The following is a 12,977-nucleotide window of genomic DNA, read 5'->3' on the forward strand; positions in this document are numbered from 1 at the left end:
CCTTCCGGAGCAGGAGACGATGGTCATTACTTTATGGATCGGTTCGGACCACTGTGAACGAAATGCCCGATTTCATCAGCCGGTCCAGGAGGTTCTCGCCCATGGCCTGCGCGGTGGTCACCTGCCCGGCGGTCACCGGGTTCTCGTCGAAGGCGAGGCACAGCGCCGACTCCGCCAGCATCCGGGCGGTCTCCTCGTAACCGGGGTCCCCACCGCTGACCCGGGTGTGCACCTTGACGCCGCCGCCTTCACCGACCACGTCGACGGTGAACCACGACCGCTCGCGCTTCTCCTTGCTCGGCCCCTCGCCCTGCGGCAGCCGGTCCTGCAGCAGCCTGCGCAGCGGCGGCAGCTGCGCCGAGGCGACCAGCCCGCCGGTGAGCACCGCCGCGCCTGCCGCGAACGGGAGCTGCTTGAAGCCGGCGTAGTGGGAGTAGGTGAACTCGGGGCCGTAGTCCTCCCGCGCGGCCGCGGACCGCTTCACGACGAACGGGTCCACCGTCGGCAGCGGGAGCACCCAGTAGCCGAGGTCCGGGTCCTTGCCGGGACGACCTGCGACCGCCCGCGCCTTGCGCCCCTCGGGGCGGGGCTCCACCTGCTTGCGGTCGAGCGCCGCCTGGCGGACCTGACGGGGGCGGCCGAACTGGCCGAGCGCCGACGCGAACGTACCGCCGGAGGCCATCCCGGCAGCCCGCACCACACCCCGGACCTTGAGCGGCACCCCGGCCGGCAGCTGCTTGACGGTGTAGAGCACGCCGAGGTCGTGCGGGATGGAGTCGAACCCGCACGCGTGGACGATCCGGGCGCCGCTGGTCAGTGCCGTCGCGTGGTGCTCGACGTACATCCGGTCGACGAACTCGGGCTCGCCGGTGAGGTCGACGTAGTCCGTGCCGGCCGCCGCGCAGGCCGCGACGAGCGGCTCACCGTGCTCGAGGTAGGGGCCGACGGTGGTGATCACCACGCGGGCCGCCCGGGCCACCGCGCGGAGCGAGTCGGCGTCGTTGACGTCGGCGACCAGCACCGGCAGGTCGGCGAGCCGGGGGTCGATCTCCGCGAGCTGCTCGCGTGCCGCGTCGAGCTTCTGGGGGTTGCGGCCGGCGAGCGCCCAGCGGCACTCCTCGGGCGCGTTGCGGGCGAGGTACTCCGCGGTCAGGGCGCCGGTGAACCCGGTCGCGCCGAACAGGACGATGTCGTACGGGCGCTCATCGTCGAACGGGCGCTCGCCGGTGGGCTCCGGCACGGCTGCTCCTTCGCTGACCCATCGCTGGGCGTCGGGACGTGGGGTGCCGCCACTGTGGCAGACCACCGGAACCGTTCCCAGGGGCGCTGCGTCCCACCTGTGACTGCACCCACTCCGACCAGGAGCCCCCATGCGCCGCACCCTGGTGCTCGGCACCGCCGCCCTCGTCACGACCGCCTCGCTCGCGGTGACGGTCACCGGCCTCGCCTCGTCGCCGCTGACCTCCGCCGTCTCCGGCTCCACCGGCGGGTTCCTGGCGCCGGCCGCAGCGGCGGCCGCCGAGCTGGAGCCGTTCGACGGCTGCGACGAGCTCCTGGACTGGTACGTCGAGCAGGCGCTGCCCGAGATCGGCCCGTGGGGGTTCGAGGGGACGTGGGGCTGGGGCTTCCGCGACCTGGTGTCCGCACAGCGCTCCTCCGGGGTCGCGGAGCTGGCCACCCCCGCCGCCGACAAGGCGGTGGGAAGCAGCGACACCGGCACCAACGTCCAGGAGGAGGGTGTCGACGAGCCCGACCGGGCGAAGACCGCGGACGGCCTCGTGCTCCACGTCCGGGGCCGCGAGCTGGTGGTCACCGACGTGACGGGCGACCGCCCTCGCGAGGTCGGCACCCTGCTCCTCCCCCGCACGATCGGGCTCCCCGAGCTCCTCGTCGACGGGACCACGGTCCACGTCCTCGGTCAGGACGAGCGCGGCTGGGGCGGCCCGCGACCGGTGGACGCCGGGCGCCTCGTCACCGACAGCGTCATGGTGGTCGAGCAGAACACCCGGCTGCTCACGGTCTCGATCGCGGACCCGTCCCGGCCCGCTCTCGAGTCCGACCGGACCTACGGCGGCTCGCTGCTCTCCGCCCGCCTGCACGAGGGCGCCGTGCGGCTGGCGATGAGCACCGGCCACCCGACGCTCGACTTCGTGACGCCGAACCGGAACCGCAGCCGCGCCGAGGCGACCCGGGAGAACCGGCAGATCGTCCGGGACAGCACGATCGCCGACTGGCTCCCCACCGTGGCCACCGACGACGGCGACCCCGAACCGCTCCTCGACTGCACCGACGTCCGTCACCCGCAGGACGCGGCCGGGCTCGGCACGATCAGCGTCGTCACCTTCCCGTCCGGCGACCCCGACGCCGCCTCCTCGACCGGCGTGACCACCGCGGGCGACCTCGTCTACTCCTCGACCGAACGGCTCTACGTCGGCACCTCCTCCGACGACGGACGCACCACGGGGCTCCACGCCTTCGCGGTGGACGGCCCCGCCACGTCGTACGTCGGGTCCGGGACCGTCGAGGGCTCGGTGCGCGACCGCTGGAGCATCGATGAGCACGACGGCTCGCTCCGGGTCGCCGTGGCCCACCTGAAGCGCTGGGAGACGGTGGACAACGGCGTGACCGTGCTGCGCGAGCAGGGCGACCGGCTGGTGACCGTCGGGTCGGTCCGCGGGCTCGGCCCGGACGAGGAGATCAAGTCGGTCCGGTGGTTCGACGACCTCGCGGTCCTGGTCACCTTCCGGGAGACCGACCCGCTCTACACGGTGGACCTGAGCGGCGCACGCCCGCGGAAGCTCGGCGAGCTGAAGATCCCCGGCTTCTCGCAGTACCTCCACCCCGTCGGCGACGACCTGCTCCTCGGTCTCGGCCAGGACGCCGACCGGGACGGCACCACCCGCGGCCCGCAGGCGTCGCTGTTCGACCTGGGCGACCTGTCCTCCCCGGAGCGCGTCGCGGTGCTCGGGCTCGGCGAGGTCGGCGAGCTCGCGGCGGCGTACGACCCCCGCACGTTCACCTGGCTGCCGGACGCCGGCGTCGGCGTGGCCGCGCTCGACAGCTGGGAGCGCAGCGGGTCGTCGTTCGTCGAGCTGCGCGTCGGCGCCGACGGGAGCCTGGTCGAGGGGCGGCGGATCCCGCTGCGGCCGTGGACGGCCTACGCGGCCCGGGCGCTGCCCCTCGACGACGGCCGGGTGGCGGTCGTCGACCGTGGGGTGCGGCTGGTCGAGCTGGGCTGAACGACTGGGCTGACCAGGGGGGCTCCTGCGCCCTACGCTGGCCGCATGTGCCGCAACATCCGCCAGCTCCACAACTTCGAGCCGCCGGCGACGAGCGAGGAGGTCCAGGCTGCCGCGCTGCAGTACGTCCGCAAGGTCAGCGGGGCGACCCGGCCGAGCCAGGCCAACGCCGCGGCGTTCGACCGTGCGGTGCGCGAGGTGGCCGAGGCGACCCAGCGGCTGCTCGACTCGCTGGTGACCAGCGCGCCCCCGAAGGACCGCGAGGTCCAGGCGGCGAAGGCGAAGGCCCGCGCCGCGCTCCGCTACGGCACCTGAGGGACCCGAGGGACGCGCGTCTCCCGCGGGTCAGGCGGTCACCGCCTCCTGCTCCAGCTTGCGGACGAAGATGTGGCGGGCCACGTCGAGGTCGACCTCGGCGGTCTCGCCGCCGGCACCGACGAGGACGCCGACCGGCCCCTGGGCGATGCTGACCTCGCGGTCGGGGACGGCACCCACGCGGCGCAGCGCGCTCATCAGCGTCTCGTCCTTCTGGACCTCCTCGCTGATCCGACCGATGCGCACCCGCTGCTGGCCGCCGGAGGCGACCGCCGTGTCGAGCGGGACCACGCCGTCCATGAACTCCTCGCCGCCGGTCGAGCCGAGCTCGCTGAGGCCGGGGATCGGGTTGCCGTACGGCGACTCGGTCGGGTGGTCGAGCAGCTCGATGAGCCGGCGCTCGACGGCCTCGGACATCACGTGCTCCCATCGGCAGGCCTCCGCGTGCACGAGCTCCCACGGCAGCCCGATGACGTCGGTGAGCAGCCGCTCGGCGAGCCGGTGCTTGCGCATCACCCGGGTCGCCAGACGGCGTCCCTCGTCGGTGAGCTCGAGGTGGCGGTCGCCCTCCACGGTCAGCAGGCCGTCGCGCTCCATCCGCGCCACGGTCTGGCTCACCGTCGGGCCGCTCTGGTGCAGCCGCTCCGCGATGCGGGCCCGCAGCGGCACGATGCCCTCCTCCATCAGCTCGTAGATCGTGCGGAGGTACATCTCGGTGGTGTCGATGAGGTCGCTCACGGCTCCATTGTCTCATCGAGGGCCACCCCACCGGCCGGGCGCGGTCCCGCGCCCGGGTTGCGGTGGCCTGGCACCGTGAGGAGGTGGCCAACACCGCGGTGATGTGGTTCCGGCGCGACCTCCGGCTCGCGGACAACCCCGCGCTCCTCGCGGCCTGCGAGGCCGACGGCGTGGTCCCGTTGTTCGTGGTCGACCCGGCCCTGTGGGGGCCTGCCGGCGCCGTCCGCCGCACCTACCTCGCCGGCTCGCTCACGGCGCTCGACGCCTCCATGGGCGGCGTGCTGGTGGTGCGCCACGGAGACCCGCGCGAGGTGGTCCCCGCGGTCGCCGCCGAGGTCGGGGCGGACCGGGTGCACGTCGCCGCCGACTTCGCGCCCTACGGTGCCCGTCGGGACGCCGAGGTGGAGGAGGCGCTCGGGCGCGCGGACGTCGGGCTCGCGCGCCTCGGTTCGCCGTACGCCGTGGCCCCGGGGCGGGTCCGCAACGGCAGCGGTGAGGCGTACCGCGTCTACTCGCCGTTCTCCCGGGCCTGGGCCGAGCACGGTTGGCGAGGGCCGGTCGGACCGCCCCGCAGCACCCGGTGGCTCCGGGTCGACGGCGACGGCATCCCCGACGCGGCCTACCCGGACGGGACCGAGCCGCCGACGCCCGGCGAGCAGGCGGCACTGGCGGCGTGGGCGGATTTCCGCGACCACCGGCTCGACCGCTACGGCGACGAGCGGGACCAGCCCGCGTCGGGAGCGTCGAGCGAGATGTCGACCTACCTGCGCTGGGGCGAGATCCACCCCCGCACGATGCTCGCCGACCTCGCGCGCCGGCGCTCCGACTCCGCGGCGAAGTACCGCAAGGAGCTCGCGTGGCGCGAGTTCTACGCCGACGTGCTCTGGCGCCATCCGGAGAGCGCGCGGGCCGACCTCCGCCCCGAGTACGCCGAGCTCCAGTACGACGACCCGGGCACGCTGTTCGAGGCGTGGAAGGAGGGGCGCACCGGCTTCCCCATCGTCGACGCCGGGATGCGCCAGCTGCGTGGCCAGGGGCGGATCCACAACCGGGTGCGGATGATCGTCGCGAGCTTCCTGGTCAAGGACCTGCACGTCTGGTGGCGTCATGGGGCCCGCCACTTCATGGAGTGGCTCGCCGACGGCGACCTCGCCTCCAACCAGCACGGCTGGCAGTGGGTGGCCGGCTCCGGCACCGACCCCGCGCCGTACTTCCGGGTGTTCAACCCGACCACGCAGGGGCGGAAGTTCGACCCCGACGGCGCGTACGTCCGGCGCTGGGTGCCCGAGCTCCGGGACGTGCCGGCGCCGGAGGTCCACGAGCCGGTCGGCGTGCCCGGCTACCCCGCCCCGATCGTCGACCACGCCGCCGAGCGCAAGGAGGCGCTGGCGAGGTACGACCGGATCAAGGCAGCAGCCGCCGGCCGGTGAGGGTCGGGTCGTCGATGCGCAGGTAGAGGGTCCGCTGCCCCTCCGCCCACGGCTCGGGCTCGCCCTCGCGACGCACCGCCTGCACCTGCCCGGGGTCCTCCACGCGCCGGCAGGTGCCGGTCGCGACGACGCTCCAGCCGGAGCGGGTCTCCTCGTCGAGGTCGTCGACCTCGAAGGCCACCTCGGCGTCCGGTGCGGTCATCGCGATCACGCCGTAGGGCAGCGTCCGGAAGACCACCGTGCCGTCGTGCACCACGTGGTTGACCGGCAGGATCGTCAGCCCGTCGGCGGCGGACAGCGCCACGCGTCCCACCGTGCGCGAGCCCAGCAGCTCGAGGCACTCCGACCGGTCCAGCTCCTGCATCCGCATCACGACCTCCTGACCGCATCTTGCCCCGCGGCTCGCCGCCGTTCGAGGTCCGAGGACCCTGGTGGCCCGCTGTAGGTTCGACCGACGTGTCGCGCCTCCGCAGCCTCGTCGCCGACACCCGGCCGTTGCGCAACGCGCACTTCCGGCGGCTGTGGCTCGCGAACATCGTGACCGTCGTGGGCGCCCAGCTCACCGTGGTCGCGGTGCCGGCGCAGATCTACGCGGTCACGGGGTCGTCCGCCTACGTGGGGCTCACCGGCGTCTTCGGCCTGGTGCCGCTCGTCGTCTTCGGCCTGTACGGCGGAGCGCTGGCCGACACCTTCGACCGGCGCTCGATCCTGGTGGTGACGACGACCGGGCTGATCGTGACCAGCGGGCTGTTCTGGGTGCAGGCGGCCCTGGGGAACACGGACGTGTGGCTGCTGCTCTGGCTGTTCGCCGCCCAGCAGGCGTTCTTCGCGGTCAACCAGCCGACCCGGAGCGCGGTGCTGCCGCGGCTCTTCGACCCGACGTTGCTGCCGGCCGCGGTCGCCCTCAACACGACGGTGATGCAGGCCGGAGCGATCGCAGGCCCGCTGCTCGCCGGCGTGCTGATCCCGGTGCTCGGCTACGAGTGGCTCTACCTCGTCGACACGGTCACGCTCTTCGCCACCCTCGGGGCGGTCGTGAAGCTCCCGCGGCTCCCGGTGAGCGGCGCGCCCGACGGGGCGCCGGGGCTCCGCTCGGTCCTGCAGGGGCTGGGGTACCTCCGCCACCACCCGGTGCTGCTGACGTCGTTCGTGGTCGACGTGGTGGCGATGCTGTTCGGCATGCCGCGGGCGCTGTTCCCGGAGATCGCGCACGTCGACTTCGGCGGCCCCGACGAGGGCGGGCTCGTCTTCGCGCTGCTCTTCGCCGCGATCCCGGCGGGCGCGGTGGTCGGAGGGGTGCTCAGCGGCTGGGTGTCACGGGTCGACCGGCAGGGGTTGGCGGTCGTGGTCGCGATCCTGGTGTGGGGCGCGGCGATGACCGGGTTCGGCGTGGCGGTCGGGCTGGCCGAGCACGCACCGACCGCGATGCTGGTGGTCGCGCTGGCGATGCTGGTGGTCGGTGGTGCGGCCGACATGGCCTCGAGCGCCTTCCGGTCGAGCATGCTGATGACCGCCGCCACCGACGAGGTCCGCGGCCGGCTCCAGGGCGTGTTCATCGTGGTGGTCGCCGGCGGTCCGCGGCTCGCCGACGTGGCCCACGGCGCGGCCGCCGCCGCGGTCGGCACCGCAGCCGCGGCGGCGGGAGGTGGTGTCCTCGTCGTGGTGGGGACCGTCGTCGCCGCCCTCGCCGTCCCGTCGTTCGTGCGCTACCGGCTCTCCCGGGCGGTGCGGGCCGACTGACCCGGTATTTCCGTTGTGGGGCTTGGTGCGGCGGCCTACGCTCGTCGTACACGAGGAAGGAGGTGGTCCAAGGTATGAGTTCTTACCGGACACGTGAGGTGGCTGCTCGCTAGAGCGCCGCACGCAACCGAGGGCGGACGTGACGGTACGCCGCCACCCTCCCGCCCGCAGCAACACTGGGCGACCGTGTCGGCTTCGCCGCCACGGTGCCGCCTAGGGCGCGTACGTGCGCGCTGGCAATACCAAGCAGTCACCCGGCCCGCAGGCGCTCCGGACAAGTCCGACCGGAGGCAACACCCGCCTGCGGGCCGTCTGCTTTTCCCTCTCCCACCCCCGCCTCAGGCCGCCGCGAACTGCGCGGCGTGCAGCGCGGCGTAGGCGCCGTCGGCCGCGAGCAGCTCCGCGTGGCTGCCCTGCTCCACGATCCGCCCCTCCTCCATCACCAGGATCAGGTCCGCGTCGCGGATCGTGCTGAGCCGGTGGGCGATCACGAAGGACGTGCGGTCGGCGCGCAGCGCCGCCATCGCGTGCTGCACCAGCAGCTCGGTACGGGTGTCGACCGACGAGGTCGCCTCGTCGAGGATCAGCAGCGCCGGGTCGGCGACGAACGCCCGCGCGATCGTGACCAGCTGGCGCTCGCCCGCGGACAGGTTCGAGCCGTTCTCGTCGACGACGGTGTCGTAGCCGTCGGGAAGCGAGTGGACGAACCGGTCGACGAACGTGGCCCGCGCGGCCTCGAGCACCTCCTCCTCGGTGGCCTCGGGACGGCCGTAGGCGATGTTGTCGCGGATCGTGCCCTCGAAGAGCCACGCGTCCTGCAGCACCATCCCGATCCGGGAGCGGAGCAGCCGGCGGTCCATCGTCGCGGTGTCCACGCCGTCGAGGGTGATCCGGCCCGAGTCCACGTCGTAGAACCGCATCACCAGGTTCACCAGCGTGGTCTTCCCGGCGCCGGTCGGACCGACGATCGCGACGGTCTGGCCCGGGTGCACGACCAGCGACAGCTCCTCGATCAGCGGGCGCTCGGGGTCGTAGGAGAACGAGACCCGGTCGAAGACCACCTCGCCGCGGCCGGACGGCGCCGGCTGGGCGACCTCGCCGGCAACCGGCTCCTCCTCGGCGTCGAGGAGCTCGAAGACCCGCTCCGCCGACGCGACTCCGGACTGGAGCAGGTTCACCATCGAGGCGAGCTGGGTGAGCGGCTGGGTGAACTGGCGCGAGTACTGGATGAACGCCTGCACCTCACCGAGGCTGAGCGAGCCACCGGCGACCCGGAGCCCGCCGATCACCGCGACCAGCACGTAGTTGAGGTTGCCGAGGAACATCATCACCGGCATCACCAGCCCGGAGACGAACTGCGCACCGAACGACGCCGTGTAGAGCGCGTCGTTCTCCTCCGCGAACGTCCGCTCCACCTCGCCGCGACGGCCGAACACCTTGACCAGGTCGTGTCCGGTGAAGGTCTCCTCGATGTGCGCGTTGAGCCGCCCCGTCCGGCGCCACTGCTGGACGAACAGCCCCTGCGAGCGCTTCATGATCCGGCCGGTGACGACCATCGAGAGCGGCACGGTGAGCAGGGCGATCAGTGCGAGCGTCGGGGAGATCCAGAACATCATCGACAGCACGCCGACGACGGTGAGCAGCGACGTCACCATCTGGCTCATCGTCTGCTGCAGCGACTGGCTGATGTTGTCGATGTCGTTGGTGACCCGGCTCAGCAGCTCGCCGCGCGGCTGCTTGTCGAAGTACGACAGCGGGAGCCGGTTGATCTTGTCCTCGACGTCGGAGCGCATCCGGCGCACGGTCGACTGCACGACGTCGTTGAGCAGGTAGCCCTGGACGAACCCGGCCAGCGCCGACATCAGGTAGACCAGCACCGCGACCAGCAGCACAGCCGCGACCGCCTCGAAGTCGACCCCCTGGCCGGGCACGACGTGGTCCATCGCGGCCACCATGTCCGCGAGCTGGTCGTCGCCCTCGACGCGGAGCCGGTCGACGGCCTGCTCCTGCGTGGTGCCGCTCGGGAGCTGGCGCCCCATCACCCCGCCGAAGACCACGTCGGTGGCCTCGCCGAGGATGCGTGGGCCGACGACCGAGAGCGCCACCGACACCACGGCGAGCAGCAGGACGCCGAACGCCTTCACCTTCTCCGGCCCCATCCGCCGGACCAGCCGCCGCGACGACGGCCAGAACGCCATCGACTTCTGGCCGACCATCCCGCCGCCGAAGGGGCCGCGCCCCGGTCCCGGGCCGGCGGTGACCCGCTCGGTCTCCTTCATGGGGCTGGTCGAGCCTGTCGAGCCCCCAGTCACGCGGCCTCCTCCTCGGTCAGCTGCGACCGGACGATCTCCTGGTAGGTCGTGCACCTCTCCAGCAGCTCGCCGTGGGTGCCCTCCCCCACGACGGCGCCGTCCTCGAGCACGACGATGCGGTCGGCGTCGAGCACGGTGCTGACCCGCTGCGCGACGACGATCACGGTCGCGTCGGCCACCACCGGGCGCAGCGCGTGGCGCAGCCGTGCGTCGGTGGCGACGTCGAGCGCGGAGAACGCGTCGTCGAAGAGGTAGACCCGGGGCCGTTTCACCAACGCCCGCGCGATCGCGAGCCGCTGGCGCTGCCCGCCGGAGACGTTGGTGCCGCCCTGGGCGACCGGCGCGGCGAGCCCCTCGGGCATCCTCTCGACGAAGTCCCGTGCCTGCGCGACCTCGAGCGCCTCCCAGAGCTCCTCGTCGGTGGCGTCCGGGTTCCCGTGGCGCAGGTTGTCCGCGATCGTGCCCGAGAACAGGAACGCGCGCTGCGGGACGAGGCCGATCGCACTCCAGAGCTCCTCGGGTGCGAGGTCACGCACGTCGGTCCCGTCGAGCCGGACAGCGCCGCCCGTCACGTCGTACAACCGCGGGACGAGCCCGACGAGCGTCGACTTGCCGGCGCCGGTCGAGCCGACGATCGCGGTGGTGGTGCCGGGCTCGGCACGGAGCGAGACCTGCCGGAGCACCGGCTCGTCGGCGCCGGGGTAGGCGAACGTCACCGCGTCGAGCTCGACCGCGCCACGGACCGACCCCAGCTGTCGCGGGTCGGCGGGCGGGACGACCGAGCTCTCGGTGGTCAGCACCTCCGTGATGCGGTCGGCGCACACCGAGGCGCGAGGCCACATCATCAGCAGGAAGGTCGACATCATCACGGCCATCAGGATCTGCATGAGGTAGGCGATGAACGCGGTCAGCGAGCCGACCTGCATGGCGCCGTCGTCGATCCGGTGGGCGCCGAACCAGACCACGGCGGCGCTGGAGAGGTTCACCACCAGCATCACCAGCGGGAACATCGCCGCCATCCAGCGTCCGACCCGCACCGCGACGTCGGTGAGCGCGTCGTTCGCCCCGGCGAACCGCTCGGTCTCGTGGCGCTCGCGGACGAACGCGCGCACCACGCGGATGCCGGTGACCTGCTCGCGGAGGATCCGGTTGACCGCGTCGATGCGCTCCTGCATGGCGCGGAACCCGGGCACCATCCGGCTGACCACGAACCCGACCGAGAGGAAGAGCGCCGGCACGCTGACCGCGAGCAGCCACGAGAGCCCGAGGTCCTCGCGCATCGCCATCAGCACGCCGCCCACCATCATGATCGGCGCGGTGACCATCAGCGTCGCGGCCATCAGCACGAGCATCTGCACCTGCTGCACGTCGTTGGTGGTGCGGGTGATCAGCGACGGCGCACCGAACCGGTCGACCTCACGCATCGAGAACGACTGGACGCGGTGGAACAGGTCGCGGCGCACGTCGCGCCCGAACGCCATCGCGGTGCGCGCCCCGACGTACACCGCGGCGACGCTGCAGACGACCTGCACCAGCGAGACCAGCAGCATCACGCCACCGGTGCGCACGATGTGGCCGGTGTCCCCGACGGCCACGCCCTGGTCGATGATGTCGGCGTTGAGCGAGGGCAGGTAGAGCGACGCCATCGTGCCGAGGAACTGGAGCCCGACGATGAGCGCCAGCTGCTGGCGGTACGGCGCCAGCCCGCTCCTGAGCAGCCGGACCAGCGTCATCGCCCCTCCTCCAGCTCGAGCGAGGCCGCGTCCGCGAGCAGCTCGTCGACCACGTCGCGCGTGACACCGTGCAGCAGCAGCTGGGTGATCTCCACCGGCGTCAGCGTCGTCTCCGCGGGCGCTCCCGGGTGGCAGGTGCCGGCGACGAGCGCCTGGAGCGCACGCGCGGCGTGCTCGGGGGAGGTGGCCAGCTCGTCACGGTGCGGCGCGAAGACCAGCGTGCTCAACGCCGCGTGGAGCTCCGCCCCGGAGTCGCGCATGAACGGCGGCAGCGCGGGCTGGCCGTCCGGCGCGACCGGGGGTGGGCCGTCGGTCATGAAGTTCCGCCGGATCGCGGTGACCACCAGCATCAGCCGGCGGGTCCGGTCGACCATCCGCTCGGTGACCGCCAGCACCTTGGCGTGGAGGGTGGGGTGCTGGTCGAGCATCGCCGCCATCTCCTCGCGCCACCCCGCGGGCGTCACCACCTCCTGGCCGACGGCGTAGAGCAGCGCCCGCTTGTCGGGGAAGACGCGGAAGATCGTCCCCTCGGCGATCCCCGCCGCGTCGGCGATCTGCTTGGTCGACAGCACGCCGCCGGTCGCCTCGAGCAGCGGGATCACGGCGGAGACGATCGCGGCGCGACGCTCCTCGGGAGGCAGCGGGGTGGCACGGCGGCCGGCAGGAACCATCGGACCAGAGTAAGTGAGTGAGCACTCACTCACAACAACGCTCGGCCGAGCTCGTCGGCTCCGCCGCCGCGCTGCCGGCCTCGGAGGAAGTGCCCGACCCCGCGCTGTGGCCTAGGGAGCGAGCCGTTCGGCCTGCCACACGTCCCGCGTCGGCGCCCAGCGGTAGCGGAACCGGTCGTGGAGCCGCCCCTGCCTCCCCTGCCAGAACTCGAAGGTGTCCGGGGTGATCCGGAACCCGCCCCAGTACGGCGGCCGGGCGACCGGGCCGTCCCCGAACCGGGCCACCGCGTCGGCGTACCGCCGGTCGAGGACCTCCCGCGACTCGACCACCTTCGACTGCGGCGACGCCCACGCCCCGAGCTGCGACTCTCTCGGCCGCGAGGCGAAGTAGGCGTCGCTCTCCTCCTCCGGGAGCTTGTGCGCGATCCCCTCGACCCGCACCTGCCGCTGCAGCGGGTGCCACGGGAAGACGACCGCGACGTGTGGCTGGCCGGCCAGCTCCTCCCCCTTGCGCGAGGAGTAGTTGGTGAAGAAGTCGAGCCCCTCCGCGGACAGCCCCTTGCACAGCACCATCCGCGACGACGGACGGCCGGTCGCCGACACCGTGGAGAGCACCATCGCCGTCGGGTCGTAGAGCCCGGCCCGCACGGCGTCCTCGAGCCAGCGGGTCAGCAGCACGACGGGATCGGGGTCGAGCTCGTCCTCGGAGAGCCCGCCGAGGCGGTACTCCTCGCGCAGCTCGGCCAGGCTCACCCGTCGCTCGGGCTGGGGGTCGGTCACGGAGCAAATGTAAGGGCGG

At 72.9% G+C, this 12,977-nt stretch carries 11 protein-coding genes; 4 read left to right on the plus strand and 7 right to left on the minus strand.

Annotated features, from left to right (window positions below; translation table 11 throughout):
- Positions 1 to 31 precede the first annotated feature (31 nt).
- A complete protein-coding gene (locus tag FIP57_RS02780; RefSeq protein ID WP_238993223.1) occupies positions 32 to 1,240 on the minus strand; it encodes a saccharopine dehydrogenase family protein in 1,209 nt (402 codons plus the stop codon).
- Positions 1,241 to 1,370: 130 nt separating this feature from the next.
- On the opposite strand from FIP57_RS02780, the gene FIP57_RS02785 reads away from it, so the two are divergent.
- Together FIP57_RS02785 and FIP57_RS02790 are read left to right on the plus strand one after the other, a co-directional pair.
- Complete coding sequence (locus FIP57_RS02785) at positions 1,371 to 3,239, plus strand: beta-propeller domain-containing protein (RefSeq protein WP_148571688.1); 1,869 nt, start codon at positions 1,371 to 1,373, stop codon at positions 3,237 to 3,239.
- 45 nt (positions 3,240 to 3,284) lie between these two features.
- Positions 3,285 to 3,554: a DUF2277 domain-containing protein gene (locus FIP57_RS02790; protein WP_148571690.1), complete on the plus strand. Its 270-nt coding sequence runs from the start codon at positions 3,285 to 3,287 to the stop codon at positions 3,552 to 3,554.
- A 30-nt stretch (positions 3,555 to 3,584) separates the two neighbouring features.
- Here the strand turns inward: FIP57_RS02790 and FIP57_RS02795 are convergent, their stop codons facing one another.
- On the minus strand, positions 3,585 to 4,292 hold the full coding sequence (locus FIP57_RS02795; protein WP_148571692.1) for an iron-dependent transcriptional repressor DtxR: 708 nt from the start codon (positions 4,290 to 4,292) through the stop codon (positions 3,585 to 3,587).
- An 83-nt stretch (positions 4,293 to 4,375) separates the two neighbouring features.
- Here FIP57_RS02795 and FIP57_RS02800 point away from each other — a divergent pair, with 83 nt between their 5' ends.
- Positions 4,376 to 5,722 carry a cryptochrome/photolyase family protein gene (locus FIP57_RS02800; RefSeq protein WP_238993224.1) on the plus strand — a complete coding sequence of 449 codons (1,347 nt, stop codon included), beginning with the start codon at positions 4,376 to 4,378 and terminating at the stop codon, positions 5,720 to 5,722.
- Here FIP57_RS02800 and FIP57_RS02805 read toward each other — a convergent pair.
- Positions 5,697 to 6,092 carry a pyridoxamine 5'-phosphate oxidase family protein gene (locus tag FIP57_RS02805; protein WP_148571694.1) on the minus strand — a complete coding sequence of 132 codons (396 nt, stop codon included), beginning with the start codon at positions 6,090 to 6,092 and terminating at the stop codon, positions 5,697 to 5,699. The genes FIP57_RS02800 and FIP57_RS02805 overlap by 26 nt on opposite strands.
- Positions 6,093 to 6,178: 86 nt before the next feature.
- Here FIP57_RS02805 and FIP57_RS02810 point away from each other — a divergent pair, with 86 nt between their 5' ends.
- A complete protein-coding gene (locus FIP57_RS02810) occupies positions 6,179 to 7,462 on the plus strand; it encodes an MFS transporter (RefSeq protein ID WP_148571696.1) in 1,284 nt (427 codons plus the stop codon).
- Positions 7,463 to 7,800: 338 nt separating this feature from the next.
- Here the strand turns inward: FIP57_RS02810 and FIP57_RS02815 are convergent, their stop codons facing one another.
- The 4 genes from FIP57_RS02815 to pdxH all read right to left on the minus strand — a co-directional run bounded on the left by FIP57_RS02815 (position 7,801) and on the right by pdxH (position 12,958).
- Positions 7,801 to 9,741 (minus strand): ABC transporter ATP-binding protein, encoded by a 1,941-nt coding sequence (locus tag FIP57_RS02815; RefSeq protein WP_148571833.1) that lies wholly within the window; start codon positions 9,739 to 9,741, stop codon positions 7,801 to 7,803.
- Between the two features lie 29 nt (positions 9,742 to 9,770).
- Positions 9,771 to 11,507 (minus strand): ABC transporter ATP-binding protein, encoded by a 1,737-nt coding sequence (locus FIP57_RS02820; protein ID WP_148571698.1) that lies wholly within the window; start codon positions 11,505 to 11,507, stop codon positions 9,771 to 9,773.
- Positions 11,504 to 12,178, minus strand: a complete 675-nt coding sequence (locus tag FIP57_RS02825) for a TetR/AcrR family transcriptional regulator (protein ID WP_148571700.1) — start codon at positions 12,176 to 12,178, stop codon at positions 11,504 to 11,506. Before FIP57_RS02825 ends, FIP57_RS02820 begins: the two co-directional genes overlap by 4 nt.
- A 111-nt stretch (positions 12,179 to 12,289) precedes the next feature.
- Positions 12,290 to 12,958: a pyridoxamine 5'-phosphate oxidase gene (gene pdxH / locus FIP57_RS02830; protein WP_238993225.1), complete on the minus strand. Its 669-nt coding sequence runs from the start codon at positions 12,956 to 12,958 to the stop codon at positions 12,290 to 12,292.
- Positions 12,959 to 12,977 lie beyond the last annotated feature (19 nt).

The organism is Nocardioides caldifontis, assembly GCF_008087345.1.
GTDB classification, from domain to species: Bacteria; Actinomycetota; Actinomycetes; order Propionibacteriales; family Nocardioidaceae; genus Marmoricola_A; species Marmoricola_A caldifontis.

Bases quoted from the DNA above. Each gene is read 5' to 3' on its own strand.
- FIP57_RS02785 (WP_148571688.1), top strand. From the start codon at position 1,371: ATGCGCCGCACCCTGGTGCTCGGCACCGCCGCCCTCGTCACGACCGCC.
- FIP57_RS02790 (WP_148571690.1), top strand. From the start codon at position 3,285: ATGTGCCGCAACATCCGCCAGCTCCACAACTTCGAGCCGCCGGCGACG.
- FIP57_RS02805 (WP_148571694.1), bottom strand. From the start codon at position 6,092: ATGCGGATGCAGGAGCTGGACCGGTCGGAGTGCCTCGAGCTGCTGGGC.
- FIP57_RS02815 (WP_148571833.1), bottom strand. From the start codon at position 9,741: ATGAAGGAGACCGAGCGGGTCACCGCCGGCCCGGGACCGGGGCGCGGC.
- FIP57_RS02820 (WP_148571698.1), bottom strand. From the start codon at position 11,507: ATGACGCTGGTCCGGCTGCTCAGGAGCGGGCTGGCGCCGTACCGCCAG.
- FIP57_RS02825 (WP_148571700.1), bottom strand. From the start codon at position 12,178: ATGGTTCCTGCCGGCCGCCGTGCCACCCCGCTGCCTCCCGAGGAGCGT.